General features: G+C 70.4%; 25 protein-coding genes. 13 read left to right on the top strand and 12 right to left on the bottom strand.

Annotation, left to right across the window (positions count from 1 at the left end; genetic code table 11):
- Nucleotides 1-75 precede the first annotated feature (75 nt).
- Both QFZ76_RS13220 and QFZ76_RS13215 read right to left on the bottom strand, forming a co-directional pair.
- On the bottom strand, nucleotides 76-918 hold the full coding sequence (locus QFZ76_RS13220) for a hypothetical protein (RefSeq protein ID WP_307673899.1): 843 nt from the start codon (nucleotides 916-918) through the stop codon (nucleotides 76-78).
- Nucleotides 915-1,481, bottom strand: coding sequence for a SigE family RNA polymerase sigma factor (locus tag QFZ76_RS13215; protein ID WP_307673898.1), 567 nt, complete (start codon nucleotides 1,479-1,481; stop codon nucleotides 915-917). The genes QFZ76_RS13220 and QFZ76_RS13215 overlap by 4 nt, the downstream gene beginning before the upstream one ends.
- A gap of 264 nt (nucleotides 1,482-1,745) precedes the next feature.
- On the opposite strand from QFZ76_RS13215, the gene QFZ76_RS13210 reads away from it, so the two are divergent.
- Nucleotides 1,746-3,203 (top strand): NCS2 family permease, encoded by a 1,458-nt coding sequence (locus QFZ76_RS13210; RefSeq protein WP_307673897.1) that lies wholly within the window; start codon nucleotides 1,746-1,748, stop codon nucleotides 3,201-3,203.
- A 42-nt stretch (nucleotides 3,204-3,245) separates the two neighbouring features.
- On the opposite strand, the gene QFZ76_RS13205 is transcribed toward QFZ76_RS13210, so the two are convergent.
- The 3 genes from QFZ76_RS13205 to QFZ76_RS13195 all read right to left on the bottom strand — a co-directional run bounded on the left by QFZ76_RS13205 (nucleotide 3,246) and on the right by QFZ76_RS13195 (nucleotide 6,046).
- Complete coding sequence (locus tag QFZ76_RS13205) at nucleotides 3,246-4,691, bottom strand: penicillin-binding protein 2 (RefSeq protein ID WP_307673896.1); 1,446 nt, start codon at nucleotides 4,689-4,691, stop codon at nucleotides 3,246-3,248.
- A gap of 104 nt (nucleotides 4,692-4,795) precedes the next feature.
- On the bottom strand, nucleotides 4,796-5,269 hold the full coding sequence (locus QFZ76_RS13200; RefSeq protein WP_307673895.1) for a GNAT family N-acetyltransferase: 474 nt from the start codon (nucleotides 5,267-5,269) through the stop codon (nucleotides 4,796-4,798).
- Between the two features lie 3 nt (nucleotides 5,270-5,272).
- Nucleotides 5,273-6,046 carry an IclR family transcriptional regulator gene (locus QFZ76_RS13195; protein ID WP_266441732.1) on the bottom strand — a complete coding sequence of 258 codons (774 nt, stop codon included), beginning with the start codon at nucleotides 6,044-6,046 and terminating at the stop codon, nucleotides 5,273-5,275.
- Nucleotides 6,047-6,203: 157 nt separating this feature from the next.
- Here QFZ76_RS13195 and QFZ76_RS13190 point away from each other — a divergent pair, with 157 nt between their 5' ends.
- A complete protein-coding gene (locus QFZ76_RS13190) occupies nucleotides 6,204-7,733 on the top strand; it encodes an aldehyde dehydrogenase (NADP(+)) (protein ID WP_307673894.1) in 1,530 nt (509 codons plus the stop codon).
- Between the two features lie 111 nt (nucleotides 7,734-7,844).
- A complete protein-coding gene (locus QFZ76_RS13185) occupies nucleotides 7,845-8,447 on the top strand; it encodes a DUF1349 domain-containing protein (RefSeq protein ID WP_307673893.1) in 603 nt (200 codons plus the stop codon).
- On the opposite strand, the gene QFZ76_RS13180 is transcribed toward QFZ76_RS13185, so the two are convergent.
- Nucleotides 8,413-9,807: an MFS transporter gene (locus tag QFZ76_RS13180; protein ID WP_373464292.1), complete on the bottom strand. Its 1,395-nt coding sequence runs from the start codon at nucleotides 9,805-9,807 to the stop codon at nucleotides 8,413-8,415. The two genes, QFZ76_RS13185 and QFZ76_RS13180, sit on opposite strands and share 35 nt — an antisense overlap.
- A 71-nt stretch (nucleotides 9,808-9,878) precedes the next feature.
- Here QFZ76_RS13180 and QFZ76_RS13175 point away from each other — a divergent pair, with 71 nt between their 5' ends.
- The 5 genes from QFZ76_RS13175 (at nucleotide 9,879) to QFZ76_RS13155 (ending at nucleotide 14,987) form a co-directional block, all read left to right on the top strand.
- Entirely contained in the window at nucleotides 9,879-10,853 is a 975-nt protein-coding gene (locus QFZ76_RS13175; protein ID WP_307673891.1) for a GlxA family transcriptional regulator, read from the top strand.
- Between the two features lie 503 nt (nucleotides 10,854-11,356).
- Entirely contained in the window at nucleotides 11,357-12,073 is a 717-nt protein-coding gene (locus tag QFZ76_RS13170) for a DsbA family oxidoreductase (RefSeq protein ID WP_307680002.1), read from the top strand.
- Between the two features lie 99 nt (nucleotides 12,074-12,172).
- Complete coding sequence (locus tag QFZ76_RS13165) at nucleotides 12,173-13,225, top strand: aminotransferase class V-fold PLP-dependent enzyme (protein WP_307673890.1); 1,053 nt, start codon at nucleotides 12,173-12,175, stop codon at nucleotides 13,223-13,225.
- 45 nt (nucleotides 13,226-13,270) lie between these two features.
- Nucleotides 13,271-13,888: an RNA polymerase sigma factor gene (locus QFZ76_RS13160; RefSeq protein WP_266441748.1), complete on the top strand. Its 618-nt coding sequence runs from the start codon at nucleotides 13,271-13,273 to the stop codon at nucleotides 13,886-13,888.
- 70 nt (nucleotides 13,889-13,958) lie between these two features.
- Nucleotides 13,959-14,987 carry a maleylpyruvate isomerase family mycothiol-dependent enzyme gene (locus tag QFZ76_RS13155; protein ID WP_307673889.1) on the top strand — a complete coding sequence of 343 codons (1,029 nt, stop codon included), beginning with the start codon at nucleotides 13,959-13,961 and terminating at the stop codon, nucleotides 14,985-14,987.
- 45 nt (nucleotides 14,988-15,032) lie between these two features.
- On the opposite strand, the gene thpD is transcribed toward QFZ76_RS13155, so the two are convergent.
- The 6 genes from thpD to QFZ76_RS13125 all read right to left on the bottom strand — a co-directional run bounded on the left by thpD (nucleotide 15,033) and on the right by QFZ76_RS13125 (nucleotide 20,149).
- Nucleotides 15,033-15,929, bottom strand: a complete 897-nt coding sequence (thpD, locus tag QFZ76_RS13150) for an ectoine hydroxylase (RefSeq protein ID WP_307673888.1) — start codon at nucleotides 15,927-15,929, stop codon at nucleotides 15,033-15,035.
- Between the two features lie 7 nt (nucleotides 15,930-15,936).
- A complete protein-coding gene (locus tag QFZ76_RS13145; protein ID WP_266441756.1) occupies nucleotides 15,937-16,341 on the bottom strand; it encodes an ectoine synthase in 405 nt (134 codons plus the stop codon).
- A 68-nt stretch (nucleotides 16,342-16,409) separates the two neighbouring features.
- Entirely contained in the window at nucleotides 16,410-17,681 is a 1,272-nt protein-coding gene (gene ectB, locus QFZ76_RS13140; protein ID WP_307673887.1) for a diaminobutyrate--2-oxoglutarate transaminase, read from the bottom strand.
- Between the two features lie 53 nt (nucleotides 17,682-17,734).
- Entirely contained in the window at nucleotides 17,735-18,241 is a 507-nt protein-coding gene (gene ectA, locus QFZ76_RS13135) for a diaminobutyrate acetyltransferase (protein ID WP_307673886.1), read from the bottom strand.
- Between the two features lie 290 nt (nucleotides 18,242-18,531).
- Complete coding sequence (locus tag QFZ76_RS13130; protein ID WP_307673885.1) at nucleotides 18,532-18,888, bottom strand: DUF664 domain-containing protein; 357 nt, start codon at nucleotides 18,886-18,888, stop codon at nucleotides 18,532-18,534.
- A 160-nt stretch (nucleotides 18,889-19,048) separates the two neighbouring features.
- Nucleotides 19,049-20,149 carry an alanine--glyoxylate aminotransferase family protein gene (locus tag QFZ76_RS13125; protein WP_307673884.1) on the bottom strand — a complete coding sequence of 367 codons (1,101 nt, stop codon included), beginning with the start codon at nucleotides 20,147-20,149 and terminating at the stop codon, nucleotides 19,049-19,051.
- Between the two features lie 195 nt (nucleotides 20,150-20,344).
- Here QFZ76_RS13125 and QFZ76_RS13120 point away from each other — a divergent pair, with 195 nt between their 5' ends.
- Genes QFZ76_RS13120 through QFZ76_RS13100 form a run of 5 tightly spaced genes read left to right on the top strand, consistent with a single transcriptional unit; the run spans nucleotide 20,345 to nucleotide 24,814 of the window.
- Nucleotides 20,345-21,214, top strand: coding sequence for a transporter substrate-binding domain-containing protein (locus QFZ76_RS13120; RefSeq protein ID WP_307673883.1), 870 nt, complete (start codon nucleotides 20,345-20,347; stop codon nucleotides 21,212-21,214).
- Nucleotides 21,211-22,044, top strand: a complete 834-nt coding sequence (locus QFZ76_RS13115; RefSeq protein WP_307673882.1) for an amino acid ABC transporter permease — start codon at nucleotides 21,211-21,213, stop codon at nucleotides 22,042-22,044. The genes QFZ76_RS13120 and QFZ76_RS13115 overlap by 4 nt, the downstream gene beginning before the upstream one ends.
- Entirely contained in the window at nucleotides 22,041-22,850 is an 810-nt protein-coding gene (locus QFZ76_RS13110; RefSeq protein WP_307673881.1) for an amino acid ABC transporter ATP-binding protein, read from the top strand. Before QFZ76_RS13115 ends, QFZ76_RS13110 begins: the two co-directional genes overlap by 4 nt.
- A gap of 55 nt (nucleotides 22,851-22,905) precedes the next feature.
- Nucleotides 22,906-23,697, top strand: coding sequence for a PIG-L deacetylase family protein (locus QFZ76_RS13105; RefSeq protein ID WP_307673880.1), 792 nt, complete (start codon nucleotides 22,906-22,908; stop codon nucleotides 23,695-23,697).
- A 25-nt stretch (nucleotides 23,698-23,722) separates the two neighbouring features.
- On the top strand, nucleotides 23,723-24,814 hold the full coding sequence (locus QFZ76_RS13100; protein WP_307673879.1) for an amidohydrolase family protein: 1,092 nt from the start codon (nucleotides 23,723-23,725) through the stop codon (nucleotides 24,812-24,814).
- Nucleotides 24,815-24,824: the final 10 nt, after the last annotated feature.

Raw genomic sequence — 24,824 nt, 5'->3', positions numbered from 1 at the left:
TTGCGTGGGAGAGGAACTTTGCGCTTCCTGGTCGCCACGGGGTGAGGAAAGGGTTGCCGCCGCTTCAGAATTTTTCTACGAGTCGCCCTCGTCGTCTTCACGGGCGGCGAAGTCGCCCGCCACGGCACGCTGCTGGCCGCCGGTGGTGGCGGTGATCTCGTAGTCGTCGTCCCTCGCGTCCCGGCCGCCGCGGTCGTGGTCGTACTGGCCCGCGAACACCCACTCGCCCGGCCACACCGAACGGTCGGGCTTGAGCACCCAGGTGTAGACGAGGAAGCCGTCCTCCTCGACAACGGTCGTCGTGAAGTCGTCCTCGGGAGCGGAGCGCCAGGCACCCGCAGAGGTGAGCCCGCCGGTCTGCCTGACCTTCAACCGGACGGTGAGCGCGGTGAGTTTCTCGGTCGTCTTGAGGGTGACGTTGCTCTGCCCCCAGAACTCGTTGCTGTGCGGGTCCACCGAGCCGTCCGACCACAGCGGGCCGTCCTCGGTGCCGGAGGCGACGGGCGCCTCGGCGGTGGCCGACGCGCTCGGCGTCCGTGACGGCGACGTGCCGGTCTCGCGGGTCTCCTTCGGGGCGCTCGGGGTCGGGTCCGGCGGCGGGGCGGGCGCGCGGCTCGTGGCGTCCGGGGACGGTGTCGCCGTGACCGCGACATTCCGCTGCGGGGGAGCGTCCTCCTTCACCGCGGACGCCACCGCGTAACCGCCGACGCCGAGTACGCCCGCGACCGCGGTCGTGGCCGCGACCACCCGTACCCAGCCGAACACCGGCGGGCGGGTCGCCCGGTGGTCGGAGCGGGTCTGCTCGGTCATGCCGCGCTCGACCCTGGCCAGGATGCGCGCGCGGTCGGGCTCGTGCGTTCCGGCCGCCTCGTGCAGCCGGGCGCGCAGCTCGTCGTGCACGTCCCGCTGCATGGTCATCGGTCCCTTCCCGCGGCGTCACCGGTTCGCGCCATCGCCGCATGCACTCTAAGCGGTGCCGCCTGCGTGCCGAGCAGCCGCTGCAGCTCCGCCATGCCCTTCGAGGTCTGGCTCTTCACCGTACCGACCGAGATCCCGAGGGCGAGTGCCGTGTCCTTCTCCGAGAGGTCGAAGGCGTGCCGCAGCACCACGCAGGCCCGCTTGCGGAACGGCAGGCTGCGCAGCGCCCCCTGGACGTCCACCACGCCGGCGACGTCCGGGTTCTCGGTCTTCTCCTCGCGCTGCGACCAGAACAGCGCGATGCGCCGCCGCTCCCGGACCGCGCTGCGGATGCGGGTGCGGGCCAGGTTGGCCACGACTCCGCGCGCGTACGCCGCCGGATGGTCGGCCGCGCGGACCCGGTCCCAGCGGTGCCACAGCGCCAGCAAAGCGTCGGCCGCCAGATCGTCGGCGGCGTCGGCCTCGCCGGTCAGCAGATGGGCGAGGCGGGCCAGTTCGGCGTAGTGACGCTCGAAGAAGGCGTGGAACTCCACGGAGGCGGCGTCGTCGACGACTGTGCCCACGGGCGACCTCTCCTCACGGCGACTCGGGCACCCCTCGGGCGCCTGTGCGTGTCATGTGAATGACATGTGATCGTCCGGCGTCCGCCGGGACGAGATCCGGAAGCGTAGCAGTGATCGACTACCTGGTTCGTACGGGCCTTCGAACGCTGTATGGTCCCTCGACTCCGATTCCGTAACACGGAGAAAACCTGAAAACAGTTCAACGCAGGAACAATCCAGCCAGCATCCGCACACAGATCATTCAGGCACCAAGGAGCAACAACCATGTCCCGACCGCAGAAGGCGGCCGACCGGCCGAGCGGCCCGCCACCGGCGACGAACAGCGTCGACCGGTTCTTCAAGATCTCCGAGCGGGGTTCCACCTTCGCCCGTGAGATACGCGGCGGCTTCGCCACGTTCTTCACGATGGCCTACATCCTTGTCCTGAATCCCATCATCCTCGGCAGCGCCAAGGACAAGTTCGGCGACCAGCTGGACCCGGTCCAACTCACCACCGCCACCGCCCTGGTGGCCGCCGTCATGACGATCATCATGGGCGTCGGCGGCAACCTGCCCCTCGCGCTAGCCGCCGGACTCGGCCTCAACGCGGTCGTCGCCTTCCAGATAGCCCCGCTGATGAGCTGGGACGACGCGATGGGCCTCGTCGTCCTCGAAGGCCTGCTGATCTGCGTCCTGGTGGTGACCGGGCTGCGCGAAGCGGTCATGCACGCCATCCCACAACCCCTCAAGCAGGCGATCAGCGTCGGCATCGGCCTGTTCATCGCCTTCATCGGCTTCGTCGACGCCGGGTTCGTCACCCGCATCCCGGACATCGCGAACACCACGGTCCCGGTCCAGATCGGCGCCACCGGCACCCTCACCGGGTGGCCGATCCTCGTCTTCTGCCTCGGCGTGCTGCTGACGATCGGACTGCTCGCCCGCAAGGTCAAGGGCGCCATCCTGATCAGCATCGTGACCATGACGATCGTCGCGATGATCATCAACTCCGCCGCCGACATCAAGTCCTGGGGCCTGACCACGCCCGCGTGGCCCGACAAGCTGGTCGACACCCCCGACTTCGGGCTGATCGGTCACTTCAGCCTGTTCGGCGCCTTCGACGCGGCCGGCGTCGGCGTCATCACCGTCGTCCTGCTGATCTTCACGCTGATCCTGTCCGACTTCTTCGACACCATGGGCACGGTCGTCGGCATCAGCGCCGAGGCCGGCCTCCTCGACGAGGAGGGCAAGGTGCCCAACCTCGGCCGGGTCCTGCTCATCGACGGTGCCGCGGCGGTCGCGGGCGGCGCGGCCTCGTCCTCCTCCGCCACCTCCTACATCGAGTCGGCGGCCGGCGTCGGCGAGGGCTCGCGCACCGGCTTCTCCAACCTGGTCACCGGCGGCATGTTCACCCTCGCCCTGTTCCTGACCCCGCTGCTGACCATCGTCCCGCTCCAGGCGGCCGCCCCGGCCCTCGTCGCCGTCGGCTTCCTGATGATGACCCAGGTCAAGAACATCGACTGGGACAAGTACGAGATCGCCATCCCGGCGTTCCTGACCATCGCCGTGATGCCCTTCACGTACTCCATCACCAACGGCATCGGCGCCGGCTTCCTCGCCTACGTGGTGATCAAGGCGGTCCTCGGCAAGGCCAAGGAGATCCACTGGCTGCTGTGGGCGACCTCGGCGCTGTTCCTGGTGTACTTCGCGATCGACCCGATCGAGCAGATCCTGGGCGCGAAGTAGTGAGGTCCGGGGGCAGTCTTCGCCGAGACTGCCCCCGGCTACTCAGTTCTCCAGTGCCGCTTCCATCACGGTCTTGGCCACCGGCGCGGCCAGCCCGTTGCCGCTGACCTCCGACCGGGCCGCGTTCGACTGCTCCACGACCACCGCCACGGCGACCTCCTTGCCGTCGGCCTTGGCATACGAGGTGAACCAGGCGTACGGCGTCTGGCTGTTGTTCTCGCCGTGCTGGGCGGTACCGGTCTTGCCGCCCACCGTCGCGCCCGAAATCTGCGCGTTCGTGCCGGTACCGTCCTCGACGACCGTCTGCATCGCCGACTGCAACTGCTCGGCGGTGGAGGAGCTGACGATCTCCTTGGTGTCCGTGTTGTCGTCGTAGTTCTCCAGGACGTCACCGCCGCCGTCGGTGATCTGCGACACCATGTGCGGGGTGACCAGCTTGCCGCCGTTCGCGATGGCCGCCGACACCATGGCCATCTGCAGCGGCGTCGCCGTCACGTCGAACTGGCCGATGCCGGTCAGGGCCGTCTGCGCCTTGTCCATGTCCTTCGGGTACACGCTCTCGTACGCCCGCACGGGCACGTCCTGCGAGGCGTCGTTGAACCCGAACTTGTCCGCCTGCGCCCGGACCTTGTCCTGGCCCAGGTCGACGGCCATCTTCGCGAAGACGTTGTTGCAGGAGTACTGCAGGGCCACCCGGATCGAGGCGTTCTCGCAGGGCGCCGAGGGGTTCTCGTTGGACAGCACGTCGGTGGAGAGCGGCAGCTGGTACGGGTCCGGGCTGTCCGTCCTCTCGTCCACCGAGGAGTACAGCCCGTCCTCCAGCGCGGCCGCCGCGACGACCAGCTTGAACGTCGAGCCCGGCGGCAGCGGCTGGCGCAGCGCCCGGTTCGTCATCGGCTTCTCGGGGTCCTTGGTCAGCTGTGTCCACGCGTCGCCGGTTCCCGTGGCGAGCGTCGACGGGTCGTACGACGGGGTGGAGACGACCGCGAGGATCTTGCCCGTGGCCGGGTCGATCGCGACGGCGGCGCCCTTCTTGTCACCGAGCGCGTCGTACGCCGCCTTCTGCACGGCCGGGTCGATCGTCGTGATCACGTTGCCCGGGTCGGCCCGCTTGCCGGTGACCGTGTCCATCACGGTCTTCAGACGGGTGTCCGTTCCGTCGAGCAGGTTCTGGTAGATGCCCTCCAACTGCGTCGCCCCGTACACCTGCGAGCTGTAGCCCGTGACGGCCGAGAACAGCTTGCCGTCCGTGTACGTCCGCTTGTACTTGAGGTCGCTGCCGGTCGTGGGCGCCGAGCCGGTGACCGACTTTCCGCCCACGACGATGTCGCCGAGCGGCTCGCTGTACAGCTCGATCGCGTTGCGCCGGTTGTCCTTGTCGTCCGCGAGCGCCTTGCCGTCGTAGAACTGCACCCAGGTCGCCCTGATCAGCAGAGCGAACACCAGGAGCAGCGTGAAGACGGAGGCGCGCCTGATCGTTTTGTTCATCCCGCTCAGAAGGACGAGCGGGAGCGAGCGGAACGTTCCCTTCCGCCGGATTTCTCATCGGGAGTTCATGAAGCCCGCCCCCGCGCGGAACGGCTCGGCCGCCCTCAGCCCTCCAGCCTCAGCACGACCTCGTCGATCTCCTCGCCGCGGGCGTTCGCGTACCCCGTGGCGTGCGCGGTCAGGCGGAAGCCGCACTTCGTGAGGACCCGCAGGGACCCCTCGTTGTCGGCGGCGGCGCGGGCGTACAGCGGGCGCTCCGGTACCTCGGCCAGCAGATCGCCCAGGGCGGCGGTGGCGATGCCCCGGCCCCAGTACGTGCGGTCGATCCAGTACGTCACTTCGCGCTCGCCCGGCTCCCCGTAGACCGCCGCGCTGCCCACCACGTCACCGTCCGCGAGGACGGTCCGCGCCACCACGACGGCCGACAACCGCTGCTGTTTCCACCGGGCCTCGAAGGCGTCCCAGTCGGCCGGATCCCGCGGGGTGAAGGCCGCCATGCGCAGGGCCTCCGGGTCGTTGAGCTGCCGGAAGAAGACCGGCAGGTCGCTGTCGTGGACGTCGCGGAGTGCGACCTGCATGGTTCAGAGCCTCCGGGTGGCGAGTGTCAGCCGGTCGCGGGCGTCGAACAAGGCGTCCTTCACCATCTGCTCGTGCGCGGGCGTGAGCCGCGCCACCGGCACCGAGCAGCTGATCGCGTCGCGCGCGGGAGTGCGGTACGGGATCGCCACGCCGAAGCAGCGCAGCCCCAGGGTGTTCTCCTCGCGGTCCACCGCGAAGCCCTGCTCCCGCACCTGGTGCAGCTCCTCGATGAGCTTCTCCCGGTCGGTGATGGTGTGCTCGGTCAGGGCCGGCAGCGTCTCGGGCAGCATCTTGCGGACCTGCTCGTCCGAGTAGGTGCTCAGCAGCGCCTTGCCCAGGGACGTGGAGTGCGCGGGCAGCCGGCGGCCGACCCGGGTGAAGGGGCGCAGATAGTGCTGCGACTGGCGGGTGGCGAGATAGACGACGTTCGTGCCGTCCAGGCGGGCCAGGTGGATCGTCTCCGTCGTGTCGTCCGACAGCCGGTCCAGCGTGGGACGGGCCACCGCGACCACCTCGTCGCCGTCGATGTACGAGGTGCCGACCAGCAGCGCCCGCACCCCGATGCCGTACCGCGTGCCCGTCGCGTCCGTCTCCACCCAGCCCAGCTCCACGAGCGTGCGCAGTAGCATGTACAGACTGGACTTGGGGTACCCGACGGCCTCCTGGACCGCCGCGAGGGAGTGCATACCAGGGCGTCCGGCGAAGTACTCCAGCAGCTCAACGGTCCGTACCGCGGACTTGACCTGCGCCCCGCCGCCTGTCTCGGCTGCCGACATCGCCCTTGACCCCTTCGTTCGACGGGAAATAGTCTCCGACAGCATATTCATCATCAGAGACAGCGTTCAGCATATCGAACGACCTGGTGGATGACCTTAGATACTGCGGCAATAAGCGGCAATAGGCCGACAGCAAATCAATGTGGAGGGACCCGCGGTGGCAGCAGCACCAGTCTGGAGTGTCGACCCCCGAACCGGGAAGCAGCGTGAGCAGGTTGCGGTGGAGGCCACAGCCCAGGAGGTGGACACCACCGTCCGCGCCGCGCACGCCGCGCGGAGCGCCCTCGCCGACCGCGCGGTCCGCTCGGCGTTCCTGCGCGCCGCCGCCGACGGCCTCGAGGCGTCCAAGGACCACCTCGTCGAGGCCGCCGACGCCGAGACCGCGCTCGGCCCGGTCCGGCTGACCGGCGAACTCGCCCGCACCTGCTACCAGCTGCGGGCCTTCGCGGACATCGTCGACGAGGGCGCCTTCCTCGACGTCGTCATCAACCACCCCGACGACACCGCGACCCCGCCGATCCCGGACCTGCGCCGCTACAAGGTGTCGCTCGGCGTCGTCGCCGTCTACTCGGCCTCCAACTTCCCCTTCGCCTTCTCGGTCGCCGGCGGCGACACCGCGAGCGCGCTGGGCGCGGGCTGCCCGGTCGTCGTCAAGGCCCACCCGGACCACCCGGGCCTGTCCGAGCTGGTCGCGTCCGTCCTTCGCCGGGCCGCCGCCGCACAGGGCATCCCCGAAGGTGTCATCGGCCTCGTGCACGGCTTCGAGGCGGGCATCGAGCTGATCAAGCACCCGCTGGTCACCGCCGCGGGCTTCACCGGTTCCATCCGGGGCGGACGTGCCCTCTTCGACGCGGCGGCCGCGCGGCCGGTGCCGATCCCGTTCCACGGCGAGCTGGGCTCGCTGAACCCCGTCGTGATCACGGAGGCGGCCGCGGCCGAACGTGCCGAGGCGATCGGTGCGGGCCTCGCCGGTTCCATGACGCTGGGTGTGGGCCAGTTCTGCGTGAAGCCGGGCCTGGTGCTGGCTCCGGCCGGTGCGTCGGGCGACCGTCTGCTGAAGTCCCTGACCGACGCCGTCAGCGACACCGAGGCCGGGGTGCTCCTCGACCACCGCATGCGGGACAACTTCGTCGCGGGCGTCGCCGAGCGGGCCGAACTCCCCGACGTCGACACGCCGGTGACGCCGGGCGCCGGCGGTGAGCACACGGTGAGCGCGGGCTTCCTGACGGTGGCCGCGGAGAAGCTGGCCAGCGAGGGGGCGTACGACCTTCTCCTGGAGGAGTGCTTCGGTCCGGTCACGGTCGTGGCCCGCTACGAGGACGACGCCGAGGCGCAGGCCGTGCTGTCCCGTCTGCCGGGCAACCTCACGGCGACGGTTCATCTGTCGACGGAGGAGGCGGCCGGAGAGGGCCGTGGCGCGGAGATCCTGGCGGAGCTGACACCGCTTGCCGGTCGTGTGCTGGTGAACGCGTGGCCCACGGGCGTTGCCGTGGCTCCGGCCCAGCATCACGGCGGGCCGTACCCGGCCACGACGTCGACGTCCACGTCTGTCGGCGGTACGGCTATCGAGCGGTGGCTGCGGCCGGTGGCGTATCAGAATGCGCCGGCAGCGCTGCTTCCCGCGGAGCTTCGGGACGAGAATCCGCTGGGGCTGCCTCGTCGGTTCAACGGGCGTTTGGAACGGTAGCGCCGTAGGGGTTGCGATTGTTCGCGGGCTGCGGGCCGGTTGCGGCTGGTCGCGCAGTTCCCCGCGCCCCTGAGGGGGCGTGCACTTGCCCTGGGATGATAGGTACCGGACGTGGAAATTCCTGAACTCCCCTTTCCCCTCCGTACCTACGGGCCGGACGGCAGCTGGTCTCACGAGGACGGTGTCCTCACCGGGTGGGCCGGGCCCCGCCAGGACCGGTTCGTGCCGCCCACCGGTGAAGGGCTGGACCCCGCATCCGACGCACCGCGGCTGCTGGGTGCCCCCGAAGGGGATTTCCAGCTGATCGCTCGCGTCACCGTGGGGTTCGGCGGGGCCTTCGACGCCGGGGCGTTGTACGTCCATGTCGGTGAGCGGGCCTGGGCCAAGCTGTGTCTGGAGTTCTCCCCGGATGTGCCCACCGTCTGCACGGTGGTCACCCGGGGACACTCCGACGACGCCAACGCCTGGACGGTGGAGGGCAGTTCCGTCTGGCTCCGGGTGAGCCGGACCGGCCGCGCCTTCGCCTTTCACGCCTCCCGGGACGGGAAGCGCTGGACCTTCGTCCGGCTCTTCACGCTGGGGGACGAGAAGGAGACCGGGGCGGCCCTGGTCGGGTTCATGGCGCAGTCGCCGATGGGGGAGGGCTGCGTGGTGACGTACGACCACATCGAGTTCCGGCCTAGCTGGCCGCGCGACCTGCGAGACGGAAGCTGAGCGCACCCGTCACCCCGAGCAGGGCCGCGCCGATGCCGAGGCTCACCCGCATCCCCGCCTCGAAACCGCCGGAGACCAGCGCCCCGAACACGGCGATGCCGAGCCCTCCGGCCACCTGCCGCGCCGCGTTGAGCACCCCCGCCGCCAGGCCGGCCCGCTCGGCCGGAACCGCGTCCAGCATCATGGCCGTCAGCGGCGGCACCGTGAGGGCGCAGCCGAGCGCCATGGGGACGAGGAGCGCGGCCACCAGGGCGGGGGACGTGGCGCTGTCGACGTACAGGAGAACGAGCAGTCCGGCCGCCGCCAGGCCCTGGCCCGCCAGCATCGGCACCCGCGGCCCGTACCGGTCCGCCAGCTTCCCCGACAGTACGTTCGTCACCGCGATCAGTCCGGTCATCGGCAGGAACATCAGGCCGGCGTAGAGCGCGGAGTGGCCCTGGACCTGCTGGAAGAAGAGGGAGAAGAGGAACACCACGCCGTAGAAGGCCACGTTGCACGCCGCCCCCGCCGCGACGGCCACGGACACGGCCCGGTCGCGGAACAGGCCGAGCGGTACGACGGGATGCGGCTGCCGTGCCTCGACGCGGAAGAAGGCCACGCCTGCCGCGACGGCCACCGCCAGGGCCACCAGACCCGTCCGCCCACCCTCGATCACCGCGAACGTCAGCGCCGTGAGGGCGACGACCGCCGTCAGCTGGCCGGGCAGGTCGAGGGGTGCCGGGCGCCGCTGCGACCGCGGTGCGCGCACCAGCAGGGCGAGGGCCACCGCGCCCAGCGGCAGGTTGATGAAGAAGATGCCCCGCCAGTCCCAGGCGGTCGTCAGCACACCGCCCGCCACGGGGCCCAGCGCCACCGCCACGGCACCGCCCGCCGCCCACGTGGCCACCGCACGCGCCCGCCGCGCGGGATCCCCGTACGCCTGCCGCACCAGCGCCAGCGAGGCCGGCAGCACCACGGCCGCCGCCACGCCCTGCAGCACGCGCGCACCGATCAGCGTCGGCAGGGTCGGCGCGAGACCGCAGGCCGCGGAGGCCAGCGTGAACACCGTGATGCCGATCGCGTACGCCCGGCTCGCCCCGGCCCGGTCCGAGAAGGCGCCGGTGGACAGCATCAGGGCGGCGAAGGCGAGCGTGTAGGCGTCCACCACCCACTGGAGGCCGGACATCCCGCCGCCGAGGGCGGAGCCGATGGACGGCAGCGCCACGTTCACGACGGACGCGTCCAGGGTGATCAGCGCGAAACCGAGGAGGGCGGCGGCGAGGGTGAGAGAGGGAGAAGGGGCAGGGGAGGGTTTCTTGGGCATCAACTCCCCATTGTCACTCCTGCGTTCATCGCTCCCGGTGAGGTGATTCGTCGACATGCCCTCCATGCTGCTGATCTCCGGCGGCGTACAGTAGTGGCCTGAACGCCACACGTCCGGAGGTTCTGGCCATGGCCCGTCCGCGTGGTCCCCGCCGTGTCGCCGTCATCGCGGCGACGCCCGTCTCGATGTTCAACCTGGCCATCCCGGAACTCCTCTTCGAGCGGGTGGAGATCGACGGCGGTCCGGGCTACGAGGTGGTCATCTGCGCCCCCGAGCCGGGCCTCGTCCCCACCACCGGAGGCCTCGACCTCCAGGTACGGCACGGGCTGGAGGCGGTACGGGCGGCGGACATGGCCGTCGTCGTAGGCACCGGACAGCGGTACGTGCCCGACCCGCGCACGGTGGCCGCCGTGCGCGAGGCCGCCGCCGCGGGCAAGCGGATCGCGTCCATCTGCAGCGGCGCGTTCGTCCTGGCCGAGGCGGGTCTGCTGGACGGCCGCCGGGCCACCACGTACTGGAACCAGGCCGACGAGCTGCGCGAGCGCTACCCGGCGGTCGACGTCACCGGCGACGTCCTCTACGTGCAGGACGGCCGGATCATGACGTCCTCCGGGTACGCCGCCGGTATCGACCTGTGCCTGCACATCATCCGCACCGACTACGGCGCCGCCGCGGCCAACCAGGTCGCCCGCCTCGCCCTGGTCGCCCCCGTCCGCCCCGGCGGCCAGACCCAGTTCACGCAGACCCCGCTGCCGCCCGAGCGCGGCACCGCCTGCGCCGACACCCGCGGCTGGGCCATGCGCAACCTCGACAAGCCGCTCACCCTGACCGATCTTGCCCGCCACGCGGGAGTCTCCGTACGCACCCTCACGCGCCGCTTCCACGCCGAGAGCGGGGTCAGCCCCCTCCAGTGGCTGCTCCACCAGCGCATCGAGCGGGCGAAGGAGCTCCTGGAAACCACCGGCCTGCCCATGGACCAGGTGGCCCACGCCAGCGGCCTCGGCACGGCCGACTCGCTGCGGGCGCACCTGGTACGGCGCACCGGGCTGACGCCGAGCGCGTACCGGGCGCAGTTCAGCCGCCTGGGAGCCCCCGCCGCTTGAAGGCAACCCGGCGCGGATGCGGGCGCCTGCTGGGGGCTCCGCCCCCAGACCCCCGGCCTATGCCCACCCACCACCCGACTCGGTCGGTCAAGAGGCAAACCTCTTCGCCGGGGTTGCGTCCCCGGCGGGTTGGGTGGGGGCGGGGGGATGGTCTCGGCCCACGACCCGTCTCGGTGGGTCGAGAGGTGGACGCACGCACCTGCACTCGCGTACGGCGGGAAGGGGGCGTGTCGGGGGGTGTCCGCCCGCAGCGGTTGGCGCGTCAACGCCGGTACCTCCCTGGCCGACCGATTTCGCGCCGTTCCGAGGACGGACACCCCCCGGCGCGGCCCCGACCCACCACCCAACGCAAGGCGCTACGCGCACCCCCACCCCACCCGCACAGGCCGCCGCAGGCATCACCCGCTCCCGGCCCCCGCGGAATGAAACCACGCTGCTTGAACGTTCATACACTCGCCGGAGGGCAGCCTCCGCCCCCGCACACCCTGGAGAAAGCCGAGAACATGCGCGTCGAGATCTGGTCGGACATCGCCTGCCCCTGGTGCTACGTGGGCAAGGCCCGCTTCGAGAAGGCGCTGGAGGCCTTCCCGCACCGCGAGCAGGTCGAGGTGGTGCACCGGTCCTTCGAGCTGGACCCCGGCCGCGCCAAGCAGGACATCCAGCCCGTGATCACCATGCTCACCAAGAAGTACGGCATGAGCGAGGCGCAGGCCCAGGCAGGCGAGGAGAACCTCGGTGCGCAGGCCGCAGCCGAGGGACTGGAGTACCGCACCCACGGCCGTGACCACGGCAGCACCTTCGACATGCACCGCCTCCTCCACCTCGCCAAGGAGCAGGGCCGCCAGGACGAGCTCCTCGCCCGGCTCTACAAGGCCAACTTCGCCGAGGAGCGGTCCGTGTACTCGGAGGGCGACGAGCGGCTGGTCGAGCTGGCCGTCGCCGCCGGCCTCGACGCCGACGACGTACACAGGGTGCTCGCAGACCCCACCGCCTACGCCGACGAGGTCCGCGCCGACGAGCGCGAGGCCGCCGAGCTCGGCGCCAACGGCGTGCCCTTCTTCGTCCTCGACCGCAAGTACGGCGTCTCCGGCGCCCAGCCCGCCGAGGTCTTCGCGCAGGCACTGACGCAGGCATGGGGCGAGCGCCCGCCGCTGCAGCTGATCGACCAGGGGGACGCGGACGCCTGCGGTCCCGACGGGTGCGCGGTGCCGCAGCACTGAGGAACCGCGCAGGTGGGGGCGGATGTATAAGCATCCCTAAGAGGATTCACGTAAAGATTCGCAATGGACTACAGGTTGTCGGGGCCTCACAGTGAAGACATGGAGACCTTCGAGAGCCTGATCCGTTCCGAGTTCGCCCCGAAGCGCACCTTCCTGAACACCGCGAGCAGCGGCCTGCTGCCCGCCCGCACCGTGGCCGCCCTTCAGGAGGCCGCGCTGATGAGGGCCGACGGCAGGCCGCTGGACGCGCTGTACGACGACGTGGAGACCGCCCGGGCCGCCTTCGCCCGGCTGGCCGGCGTCCCGGCCGGACGGGTGGCGGCGGGCTCCTCGGTCGCCGCCCACACCGGGCTGGTCGCCGCCTCGCTGCCCGCGGGCGCCGAAGTCCTCACCGCCGAGGACGACTTCACCTCCGTCGTGAACCCCTTCCACGCCCGCGGCGACCTCAAGGTGCGGGCCGTGCCGCTGGAGCGGATCGCCGAGTCCGTCCGCCCGGGCACCGCGCTCGTCGCGGTCAGCTCCGCGCAGTCCGCCGACGGACGGATCGCCGACCTGCCGGCGCTCCGGGAGGCGGCCCGGCAGCACGGCGCCCGCACGTACGTCGACGTCTCCCAGTCCGCCGGCTGGCTGCCGATGGAGGCCGACGCGTACGACTACACCGTCGCCGTCGGATACAAGTGGCTGCTCGGACCGCACGGGGTGGGTTTCCTCGTCGTGCCGGAGGACTTCGAAGAACTGACGCCGATCCTGGCGGGCTGGGTGGCGGGGGAGAACCCCTGGAACAGCTGCTACGGACCCGTCACCGAACTCGCCCACTCCGCCCGGCGCTTCGACCTGCCCCCGGCGCTCTTCTCGTACGCCGGCCTGCGCCGCTCCCTCGAACTCGTCGAGGAACTCGGCGTCGACGCCATCCACGCCCACGACCTCGCCCTCGCCGACCGCTTCCGTACGGGCCTCGCCACCCTCGGGCACGAACCGGTCCCCGCCCCCGGCTCGGCGATCGTCTCCGTCCCCGGACTCGGTCACCGCCAGGCCGACCTGAGCAGCGCCGGGATCGAGGTCTCCAACCGCGCGGGCAACCTGCGCGCCTCCTTCCACCTCTACAACACGACGGCGGACGTGGACCGGCTGCTGGACGTCCTGTCCGGCTGAACCGGTGGCGCGGACCCGTCGGGGACGCTAGGAAGGGGCACAGGGGTGGTGGTGCCGTTGGAGTCCACGGGCAAGACGTCCGTCGAACCGTCCGCCGACACGGAGCTGCACCGGCGACTGGTCTACGGCGACGAGTCCGCGCTGGCCGAGGTGTACACGGCGTACGGCGGGCTGGTGCGGCGGGTCGCCCTGCGCGTCACCCGGAGCCCGGCCGCCGCCGAGGACGTGGCGCAGGAGGTCTTCGCCCAGCTGTGGAGCAGGCCGTACGCCTTCGACGCGGGCCGCGGCACCCTGCGCACCTGGCTGTCCGTGCTCGCCCACCGGCGGGCCGTCGACTGGGTGCGCAGCGAGGCCCGGCACCGCAAGGACGCCCGCGCCGACGACGCCGCGCTGCACACGATCCCGGACGCCGCTCCCGGCCCCGACGAGGCGGTCGTCGACCGGGAACGGTCCCTGCTCCTGCACTCCGCGCTCGCCGAACTCCCGCAGCCGCAACGGGAGGTGGTCCACCTCGCCTACTTCGCGGGCCGCACCTACCGGCAGGCCGCCGTCGAACTCGGCATCCCCGAGGGCACCGCCAAGACCCGCCTGCGCACGGCGCTGCGCACCTTGGCCGAGACTTTGGCCGACCCACCCGATCCGGCGTGGGAAAGAGGCGCATGATGGCGAGCAGGGGACTGCGAAAACCGCGGGAACTGCGAGAACTGCGGGCACTAGGGGAAGGAGGTGTGCGATGACCAAGGACCACGACGAGGTACGGGACCTGCTGGCCGCCTGGGCCTTCGGTGCCCTGGAACCGGCGGACGAGAAGAAGGTCCCCCTGCACCTGGCCGAGTGCGAGGACTGCGCGGCGGAGGCGGAACGGCTGCGGGAGACGGTACGACTGATGGACGGCCCCCACGACCCCCACGGCCCCCATGGCCCCCATGGCCCCCAAGCACGCCCCGCCGCCGACACGCTCCCGCTCGCCCTGCGTGCCCGCCGGGCCACGCCGCGTGTCGCCGCGCACGCCGCCCCCTACGCCGCCGCCGTCGCCGGACTGAAGGCGCTGCTGCCCGAGGCGGCCGGCCGCTGGTCCACCCCGGTGGTGCACGACTGGGACGTCCACGCGACCCTCGCCCACCTCCTCGCCGCCGACGAGCCACTGGCCGACCGACTGGGCATCGATACACAGGTACGGCCGCCTCTGGACATCGACGCGGACACGCCCTGGGAGGACGCCTGGAACCGGCGCACCGCCGAGGTCATCGCCCACGAGTACGGCCGTACGCCCGAGGAGACCGTCGCCGACTGGGCGGCGCAGGCGGACGCGCTGCTGGCCACCCCCGAGGCGCACGACCCCGAACTGGCCGCCCACGCCGTGACGTTGATGGGGATGCGGCTGCCGGTCGCCGAGCACTTCCTGGTACGGGCCTTCGAGACCTGGGTTCACAGCGACGACATCGGCCGCGCTCTTGGCCTGTCCGTCCCGCCGCCGCCCGAGGCACACCTGTGGCAGCTGGTCCGGCTGGCCGTCCGTATCCTCGGCCTGTCCCTCGGACCCACCGCACCGCCGGTGCTGTTCGCGGTCACCGGCGGCGACGAATGGGTGCTGGGTTCCGAGGACGAGCCCGTACGCGCCGAACTCACCCTGAATCCCGTCGACTTCTGCCTCCTCGTCGGCGGACGGTACGCACCCGACGAGGTGCCGCGGGGGACCAACGGCGACGAGGGAGCCGTACGGAACGTGCTGGAGCGGGCGGCGTCACTCGCTTGGCTGTGACACCGCCCGCTCCAAGTGGCTTACTCCACAGGGGCAGGGCTCAGCTCACTTGACCGGCGTGAAGTCCCGTGCCCCGATGAACTCCGGACGCCGCACCGGAGCCGCGAACGGCTCGACGGCCTCGTTCTCCACGCTGTTGAACACGATGAAGACGTTGCTGCGCGGGAAGGGCGTGATGTTGTCGCCCGAGCCGTGCATGCAGTTGCAGTCGAACCAGGTCGCCGAACCGGCCTTGCCGGTGAACAACTTGATGCCGTACTCGCTCGCCATGGCGGTCAGCGCCTCGTCGGACGGCGTGCCCGCGTCCTGCATCTGGAGCGACTTCTTGTAGTTGTCCTTCGGCGTGGCCCCCGCGCACCCGAGGAACGTCTGATGCGACCCCGGCATGATCATGAGACCGCCGTTGGTGTCGTAGTTCTCCGTGAGCGCGATCGAGACCGACACCGTGCGCATGTTCGGCAGACCGTCCTCGGCGTGCCAGGTCTCGAAGTCGGAGTGCCAGTAGAAGCCGCTGGCGCCGAAACCGGGCTTGACGTTGATCCGCGACTGGTGGACGTACACGTCCGAGCCGAGGATCTGGCGGGCCCGGCCGACGACCCGCTCGTCGCGCACGAGGTTCGCGAAGACCTCGCTGATCCGGTGCACCTCGAAGACGGAGCGGATCTCCTGGGTCCTCGGCTCGACGATGGAACGCTCGTCGGCCCGGATCGCGGGATCCGTGACGAGCCGCTCCAACTCCCGGTGATAGACGGGTACTTCGTCCGGGCTGATGAGCTGGTCGATGGCGAGGAAGCCGTCCCGCTCGAACGACTGGAGCTCGCCGCCGGAGATCGGCCCGGGCGTGCCCGGCGCGGACCACACGACCGGGTCCTTGCGCGGGGTGGCCACCTCGATGGCGCCACGGCTGGGATAGAGATCGGGGATCTTGGTAGCGGTGGTCATGGTGACGTCACACCTCCTCGGGTTCGGTGAGCAACGGGTAGACCCCGTTCTCGTCGTGGTCCTCCCGGCCGGTCACGGGCGGGTTGAACACACAGATGCAGCGGAAGTCCTCCTTGATCCGCATCGTGTGCCGCTCGTGGCCGTCGAGCAGGTACATGGTCCCGGGCGTGATCGTGTACTTCTGCCCGGTCTCGTCGTCGGTGAGCTCGGCCTCGCCCTCGACGCAGACGACGGCCTCGACGTGGTTCGCGTACCACATCGACGTCTCCGTACCCGCGTACAGGATCGTCTCGTGCAGCGAGAAGCCGACCTTCTCCTTGGCGAGGACGATGCGTTTGCTCTCCCAGGTGCCCGACTCGGCCTTCACGTGCCGGTCGGTGCCTTCGATGTCCTTGAACGAACGGACGATCACGGTGGTGCGATGCCTCCTAGGTGGATGTACTGAATGGGTCGCGCCGAAGGTGCCAGGCGGTCAGACGGTCAGGCGGTCTCGCGGACGGCGCGGGCCAGGACGCTCAGCCCCGCGTCCAGCTCCTCCGGCGTGATCGTGAGCGCCGGCAGCAGCTTCACGACCTCGCTCTCCGGGCCCGACGTCTCGATGAGCAGCCCGAGTTCGAAGGCGCGCTGCGCGATCTTCCCGGCGCGCTGCTTGTCGTGGAACTCCATGCCCCACACGAGCCCGCGGCCCCGGTACTCCTTCACGTCGGCGAGGTTCTCCTCGGTGATGGAGATGAACGCCTGCTCGACCTGCTCGCCCCGGGCGCGGGTCTGCTTCTCCATCACGGAGCCGTCCGCCCAGTACGCCTCCAGCGTGGCGGTGGCCGTGACGAAGGCGGGGTTGTTGCCGCGGAAGGTGCCGTTGTGCTCGCCCGGCTCCCAGATGTCCAGCTCGGGCTTGAACAGGCACAGCGACATGGGCATGCCGTAGCCGCTGATGGACTTGGACACGGTGACGATGTCGGGCGTGATGCCGGCCTCCTCGAAGGAGAAGAAGGCGCCCGTCCGTCCGCAGCCCATCTGGATGTCGTCGACGATGAGCAGCATGTCCTGCCGCTTGCACAGCTCGGACAGCGCGCGCAGCCACTCCGGGCGGGCGACGTTGATGCCGCCCTCGCCCTGCACGGTCTCCACGATCACCGCGGCGGGCTTGTTGAGCCCGGAGCCCTGGTCCTCGAGCAGTCGCTCGAACCAGAGGAAGTCCGGGACCTGCCCGTCGAAGTAGTTGTCGAACGGCATCGGCGTCCCGTGCACGAGCGGGATGCCCGCGCCGGCCCGCTTGAAGGCGTTGCCGGTCACGGCGAGCGAGCCGAGCGACATGCCGTGGAAGGCGTTGGTGAAGGACACGATCGCCTCGCGCCCCTTCACCTTCCGCGCCAGCTTCAGCGCGGCCTCCACGGCGTTGGTGCCCGTCGGACCGGGGAACATGACCTTGTACGGCAGGTCGCGCGGCCGCAGCACCAGGTTCTGGAAGGACTCCAGGAAGGCCCGCTTGGCGGTGGTCGACATGTCGAGACCGTGCGTGACGCCGTCCCGCTCCAGGTAGTCGATCAACGCCCGTTTCAGGACGGGGTTGTTGTGGCCGTAGTTCAGTGAGCCGGCTCCGGCGAAGAAGTCGAGGTACTCGTGGCCGTCCTCGTCGTACATGCGGCTGCCCTGCGCACGGTCGAAGACGGCGGGCCAGCCGCGGCAGTAGCTGCGCACCTCGGACTCGAGGGTCTCGAAGACGCTGAGGTCGGGCTGGGTGATGGTCACGACGAATCGCTCCTCGTTGCGTGGGGGTTGCACGGGGGTGGCGTAGAGGGATTTCAGGCGGCGGGAGTGAAAGACAGGGGGCCGATGCGGTACAGGACCTCCGGGTCGTGCGGCCCGTCGGGGAACAGACCCGTGTCGAACAGCACCTCGCGCTCCAGTCGGGCGCCGTGGCGCTCGGCGAACGACGTGAACAGGCGCTCGGAGGCGGTGTTGCCCGGCGTGATGGTGGTCTCGACGTGCTCCGGGGCGGTCCGCGCGACCAGCCCGTCCAGCAGTGCGGCGGCGAGCCCGCGGCCGCGCTGCGCCTCGTCCACCGCCACCTGCCAGACGAGCAGGGTGCCGGGGCGGTCCGGGCGGACGTAACCGGTGACGAAGCCGACCGGCTCGCCGTGCTCGTCGCGCGCGACGGCCGACGTGGCGGCGAAGTCGCGACACCACAGCAGATAGCTGTAGGACGAGTTCAGGTCGAGGACCTTCGAGTCCCTTGCCATCCGCCACAGCGCGGCTCCGTCCGCCACCGCCGGGCGGTCGATTTGCAGGTCTGCTTGTGCGGCAGTCATGCGGATTGAATTTACCGAGGGAAATTCAAAAATGCATCGCTGCGCGGGGTTACGTGCGAGCGCGGTCCGTGTTATCACGCGGGTGCGTGCGAGGTAATGTGCGTGTTTGCCCGGATAATCTGGTGCAAACCGGGCGTGATGTGTAACGCGTCACAGCCATGTAACCTGCACGAGACCTGCCCGAATTTCACCGGTTGACGTTCGCAGAATCTTTGCGTTTAGGTCGGTGAAAAGCGGGCAGAAGAATACGGGAAGCTACGCACATATAGTTTCCCAGAATTAGCTCGGAATTATGCTCCGATTACCCCGTCTATTCGCTCCCGCAGAATGTCCGCGTGCCCGTTGTGCCGCGCGTACTCCTCGATCATGTGGACGTACGCCCAGCGCAGACTGACCTCGAGCCCGGCCATCGGCCCGTCGGCGATCCGCCCGATGTCGTCCAGCGACAGCCCGGCGCACACCTCCTCACCGCGGGCGATCTCCCGCTTCCACACGGCCAGCGCCTCGCCCATCCCGCGCTCGGGGTCGAGGACGTACCCGTTCCCCTTGCCGTACACCGGCGGCACGTCGATCCCCGCGGCCACCCGCTGGAACCAGTGGGGAATGGGACGGCCGTCGGGGAGGGTAAGGGGAGTGTTGGCGGTCATGAGCCCGAGCATGCCACGGGCTATTTCAGCCCGTCCGGCGTTTGAGGACGAGGCCCTTCGGGCCGAAAGCGGGGGTCTGGGGGCGCAGCCCCCAGAGACGGGACGGGAAGGGGCGGAGGGGCGACCCCAGAACCTCAGCCACCCACCACTGCCACCACCACTACCGCCACGCACCCTCCGCAGCCCCCAACGCCCCCTCCACATCCACGCCCAACCCCGCCGCCGCCAGCGCAGCGCCAAGCGCCGACAGACTCGCCCGCACCGCCCCCCGCGTCGCATCCACCCCGTAGTGGTTGACCCGGATCATCTCCTTGGCCAGCGCACCCCCACCCGCCACCAGCGGCACGGCCGGGTCCGACTCCAGCGCCCGGGCCACCAACTCCGACGCCACCACGCCCGACGGCGCCCTCAGCGTCGTGGCGACCGGCGCGGCCTCCCGGTCCTCGTACACATACGGCTCAAGACCCCCACCCAGCGCCCGCGCCCCCGCCCGAGTCGCCTCCGCGGCCCGCCGGTGCCGCTCCATCACGGCGGCCGGCCCCACCGCCTCGATCCGCTCGACACACGCCTCCAACGCCAGCATCTCCAACTGCGCCGGCGCGTGCAGCAGAGTCTTCCGCCCGCCGTCGATCCACCTCTCCTTCCAGTCCAGCAAGGAGAGGTACGACCGGCGTGGCGCCCCCGGATTCGCCGCCATCCGCGCCCACGCCCGCTCGCTCACCGACACGGCCGAGACACCCGCGGGCCCGCCCATCGCCTTCTGCGCCCCGATCACGCACAGGTCGACGCCCCACGCGTCCGGCAGCACCGGCTCCGCGCCGATGGAGGCGACGGCGTCGAGATGGAACAGGGCGCCGTGCCGCCGTACGACCTCGCCGATCTCCGCGACCGGGTTGGTGTTGCCGGTCGCGGCCTCCGCGTGCACCAGGGACACGAAGTCGATCTCCGGGTGCTCGGCGAAGGCGTCCTGGATCTGCTCGGCGGTGACGGCGGTGTGGAAGGGCACCGCCAGGTCGATCACCCTCGCGCCGCAGTCCCGCAGCCAGTCGCCGAAGGTCTGCCCGTACGGGCCGGTGATGACGTTGAGCGCCGTGGTGCCCGGTCCGGCGGTGGAACGGATCGCACCCTCCAGCGGCAGCAGCGCCTCGCCCTGCGTGATCACCACGTCCTGTTCGGTGCTCAGCAGCCGCGCCACACGGTCCTCGATCGACGCGAAGTGCGCGGCGGTCAGCGGGGCCAGATCCAGAAACGGGTGTGTCACGGCGGTGCTCTCTTCACTCACGGGGTAACGAGTCCCACTCACGGGGTAGAGGTGACGAGCGTAACCGCCACCCGCCACGCTCCCCCGACCGACGACTTCTTAGGCCGGACAGCCCCGAAGCCATCGGTTTGGTTTGAGAGCCTCAAACTTCTCCTTATAATCGGAAGCCACAGTTTCCCCATAGGAAGGCCCGCCGTGAACACGCTCCTCGGGCGCCGGACCCGCGTCCTGGCCGCCACCACCGCGACGGCCGGGCTGGTGCTCGTGGCTGTCTCTGCCTCCGGTTGCACCTCCACCGACGACGGGGGCAGCGGCACGAAGACCGCCGCCGGCGGGGTCGAACTGGTCAAGGCCGGTCAGCTCACCACCTGCACGCACCTGCCGTACCCGCCCTTCCAGTCGGAGATCGACGGCAAGGTGCAGGGCTTCGACGTCTCGCTGATCGACCTGGTCGCCAAGGACCTGGGCGTGCAGCAGGACATCCTCGACCAGCCCTTCGAGAACTTCAAGACCGGTGGGTCCCTCAACGCCGGCCAGTGCGACCTGGCCGCGGCCGGCATGACCATCACCGAGGAGCGCAAGAAGAACGTCGACTTCTCGGACCCGTACTTCGACGCCACCCAGGCCGTCCTGGTCGACAAGAAGGCCGGGGTCGGCTCCCTCGCCGACGTGAAGTCCAAGAAGGTTGCGCTCGGCGCCCAGGCGCAGACCACCGGCGAGGACTACGCGAAGAGCCAGGGCTTCGACCCGGTCTCCTTCGAGTCCTCGGACGCGGTCCTCAACGGCCTGCGTTCCGGCCAGGTCAAGGCCGTCGTCATCGACTACCCGGTCGTCCAGGGCTGGCTGAAGAACAAGGCCAACGCGGACGCCTTCGAGGTCGCCGACAACATCAACACCGGTGAGCAGTACGGCTTCACGGTGAAGAAGGGCAACACCAAGCTGCTCGCCGCCATCAACAAGGCGCTCGCGGACGCCAGGGCCGACGGCACGTACAAGAAGCTCTACGAGCAGTGGATCGGCCCGTACGACGAGTCCGCGGCATCCGCTTCTCCGTCCGCCTCATGAGTGATACCAAGCTCGAAGCACCGCCCCGCAAGAAGGGCCTGACACGGCGTCAGAAGCGCCGCCTGTCGCAGGGCATCCAGTACGCCGTCTTCGTCGCCGCCGTGATCGCCTTCGCGGCCTCGGCGGACTGGGACCGGCTGCAGAACCAGTTCGCGCAGGCCGACATCGCCGAGCAGATGTTCCCGGACGTCATCACGCTGGCGCTGAAGAACACCGTGCTCTACACCCTGTCCGGCTTCGTCGTCGGCCTGATGCTCGGCATGGTCATCGCGCTGATGCGGCTGTCGTCGGTCGGGCCGTACCGCTGGTTCGCCGGGGTGTACATCGAGATCTTCCGCGGTCTGCCGGCCCTGCTGATCTTCATCTTCATCGGCGTCGCCGTCCCGCTCGCCTTCCCGGGCACGGAGATCGTCGGCGGCACCTACGGCAAGGTCGCGCTCGCTCTCGGTCTGGTGGCGGCGGCCTACATGGCGGAGACGATCCGCGCCGGCATCCAGGCCGTCCCCAAGGGCCAGATGGAAGCGGCCCGTTCACTGGGCTTCTCGCCCGCACGCGCGATGATCTCGATCATCATCCCGCAGGCGTTCCGGATCATCCTCCCGCCGCTCACCAACGAGTTGGTCCTGCTCTTCAAGGACTCCTCGCTGGTGCTGTTCCTCGGTGTCACCCTGGAGGAGCGCGAACTGTCCAAGTACGGCCGGGATCTGGCGAGTACGACCGCCAACTCCACGCCGATCCTCGTCGCCGGCCTGTGCTATCTGCTGGTCACGATCCCGCTCGGCTTCGTCGTGCGCCGTATGGAGACGAAGGCCCAGGAGGCCGTGAAATGAGCGAGAAGACTCCTGGGACGCACCCGGAGATCGAAGTGCGCGGCCTGCACAAGTCGTTCGGCGACAACGAGGTGCTGCGCGGCATCGACCTGGAGGTCGACCAGGGCGAGGTCGTGTGCGTCATCGGCCCCTCGGGCTCGGGCAAGTCGACGCTGCTGAGGTGCGTGAACCTCCTGGAGGAACCCACCAAGGGCCAGGTCTTCGTCGGCGGCACCGAGTTGACGGATCCCGACGTCGACATCGACGCCGTACGCCGCCGTATCGGCATGGTCTTCCAGCAGTTCAACCTCTTCCCGCACCTGTCCGTGACGGAGAACCTCACGCTGCCGCAGCGGCGGGTGCTCAGGCGGGACAAGGCGCAGGCAGCCAAGGTGGCCGCCGAGAACCTGGAACGGGTGGGTCTGGCGGAGAAGGCGGACGCCTACCCGGCCTCCCTCTCCGGCGGCCAGCAGCAGCGGGTGGCGATCGCCCGCGCCCTTGCCATGGGCCCCGAGGTGATGCTGTTCGACGAACCTACGTCGGCGCTCGACCCGGAGCTGGTGGGGGACGTACTGGCGGTGATGCGCATGCTGGCGAACGAGGGCATGACGATGATGGTCGTCACCCACGAGATGACCTTCGCCCGCGAGGTCGCCGACCGGGTCGTCTTCATGGACGGCGGAGTGATCGTCGAGGACGGCACCCCGGAACAGGTCATCGCCAACCCCCGCCACGAACGCACCCGGCACTTCCTCTCCCGTCTCCTCGACCCCGCGATGGCGGAGGTGGAGGAGGAGACGTCGGACCAGGTGGGCACAAGCGACTGAAGAGGACATACGTTCCCCTGTCGGACGGAGCCTGCGGACCGCCATCATTCGGGGCATGACGACTCTCGACGACGCGGGCGGCTTCGGAGCCGGCACCGCGCTGCCCCGGCTGCCGGAGGACTGGGACCGCTGCCTGGCCGTGGCCTCCCACCCGGACGACATCGAGTACGGGACGGCGTCCGCCGTGGCCCGGTGGACGGCCCAGGGCAAGCAGGTCGCGTACCTGCTGGCCACGCGGGGCGAGGCCGGCATCGACGGGCTGCACCCCGACGAGGCGGGCCCGCTGCGTGAGGCGGAGGAACGGGCCGGGGCCCGCGAAGTGGGCGTGGACACGGTCGAGTTCCTCGACCACCGCGACGGAATGATCGAGTACGGCCCGGACCTGCGCCGTGACATCGTGCGGGCCATCCGCCGGCACCGGCCCGAGGTCGTGGTGACCGGGGCGTACACCGTGCGGATGGTCGCCGGAGTGGTCAACCAGGCCGACCACCGCGTGGTGGGTCTCGCCGCGCTCGACGCGGCGCGGGACGCGGGCAACCGGTGGATCTTCCCCGAACTCGCCGACGAGGGCCTCGAACCCTGGGGAGGGGTCCGCTTCGTGTGCTTCGCCGGCGCCGAGCGCCCCACCCACGGCGTGGACGTGTCCGGCGCATCGCTGGAGCGGGGCATCGCCTCCCTCGCCGCCCACGCCGAGTACACCAAGGGCCTCGGGGCCCAGGGCTTCGAACCCCGCCCCTTCCTGACCTGGGCGGCCCGCCAGGCCGGCCCCGCGCTCGGCGTCGAGGCCGCGGTCCTCTTCGACGTGTACCAGCTCGCCTTCGAGGGACCACCGCCCTGGGAGCAGTGACGCCGGGCTGACTAAGGTGCGGTGCATGAGTGATCGCACGGTGCTGCACGTGAAGGGCCGGATCCTGGTCGGCCCGGACGACGTCCGGGACGAGCTGTGGATCGTCGACGGCCGGATCTCCTACGACCGCCCCCTCGCGGCCCGTGACATCCGCACGATGTCGGGCTGGGCGCTGCCCGGTCTGGTCGACGCCCACTGCCACGTCGGCCTGGGCCCGCACGGCCCGGTACCGCAGGACGTCGCCGAGAAGCAGGCGCTGACCGACCGCGAGGCGGGCACCCTGCTGATCCGCGACGCGGGTTCGCCCTCCGACACCCGCTGGATCGACGACCGCCAGGACCTCCCGAAGATCATCCGCGCGGGCCGCCACATCGCGCGTACCCGCCGCTACATCCGTGACTTCGCGTGGGAGATCGAGCCGGAGGACCTCGTCGCCTACGTCGCCCAGGAGGCCCGGCGCGGCGACGGCTGGGTGAAGCTGGTGGGCGACTGGATCGACCGCGAGGCGGGCGACCTGGCTCCCAGCTGGCCGCGGGACGCGGTCGAGGCGGCCATCGCGGAGGCCCATCGCCTGGGCGCGCGGGTGACGGCACACTGCTTCGCGGAGTCGTCCTTGCGCGACCTGGTGGAGTCGGGCATCGACTGCATCGAACACGCGACGGGCCTGACGGACGACCTGATCCCGCTCTTCGTCTCCCGCGGCGTCGCGATCGTCCCGACCCTGGTCAACATCGCCACCTTCCCGCGGCTGGCCGACGGCGGCGAATCCAGGTTCCCCCGCTGGTCGGCCCACATGCGCCGCCTCCACGAACGCCGCTACGACACGGTCCGCAACGCCTACGACGCCGGCATCCCGGTCTTCGTCGGCACCGACGCCGGCGGCACGCTGCCCCACGGCCTGGTGGCGGCGGAGGTCGCCGAACTGGTGACGGCCGGCATCCCTCCGCTGGAGGCCCTGTCGGCGACGACCTGGGGCGCCCGGAAGTGGCTTGGGCGGCCCGGGTTGGAGGAGGGGGCGGTGGGGGACCTGGTGGTGTACGAACGGGACCCCCGCACGGACGTACGCGTGCTGGGGGCCCCGTTGAGGGTGGTGCTGAACGGGCGGGTCGTCGGATAGGGACCGACGT

This window comes from Streptomyces sp. V4I2 (assembly GCF_030817655.1).
In the GTDB taxonomy this organism is placed as follows: domain Bacteria; phylum Actinomycetota; class Actinomycetes; order Streptomycetales; family Streptomycetaceae; genus Streptomyces; species Streptomyces plumbiresistens.
Note: the sequence above shows the minus strand (reverse complement) of the source record. Positions and strands in the feature narration are given on the sequence as shown.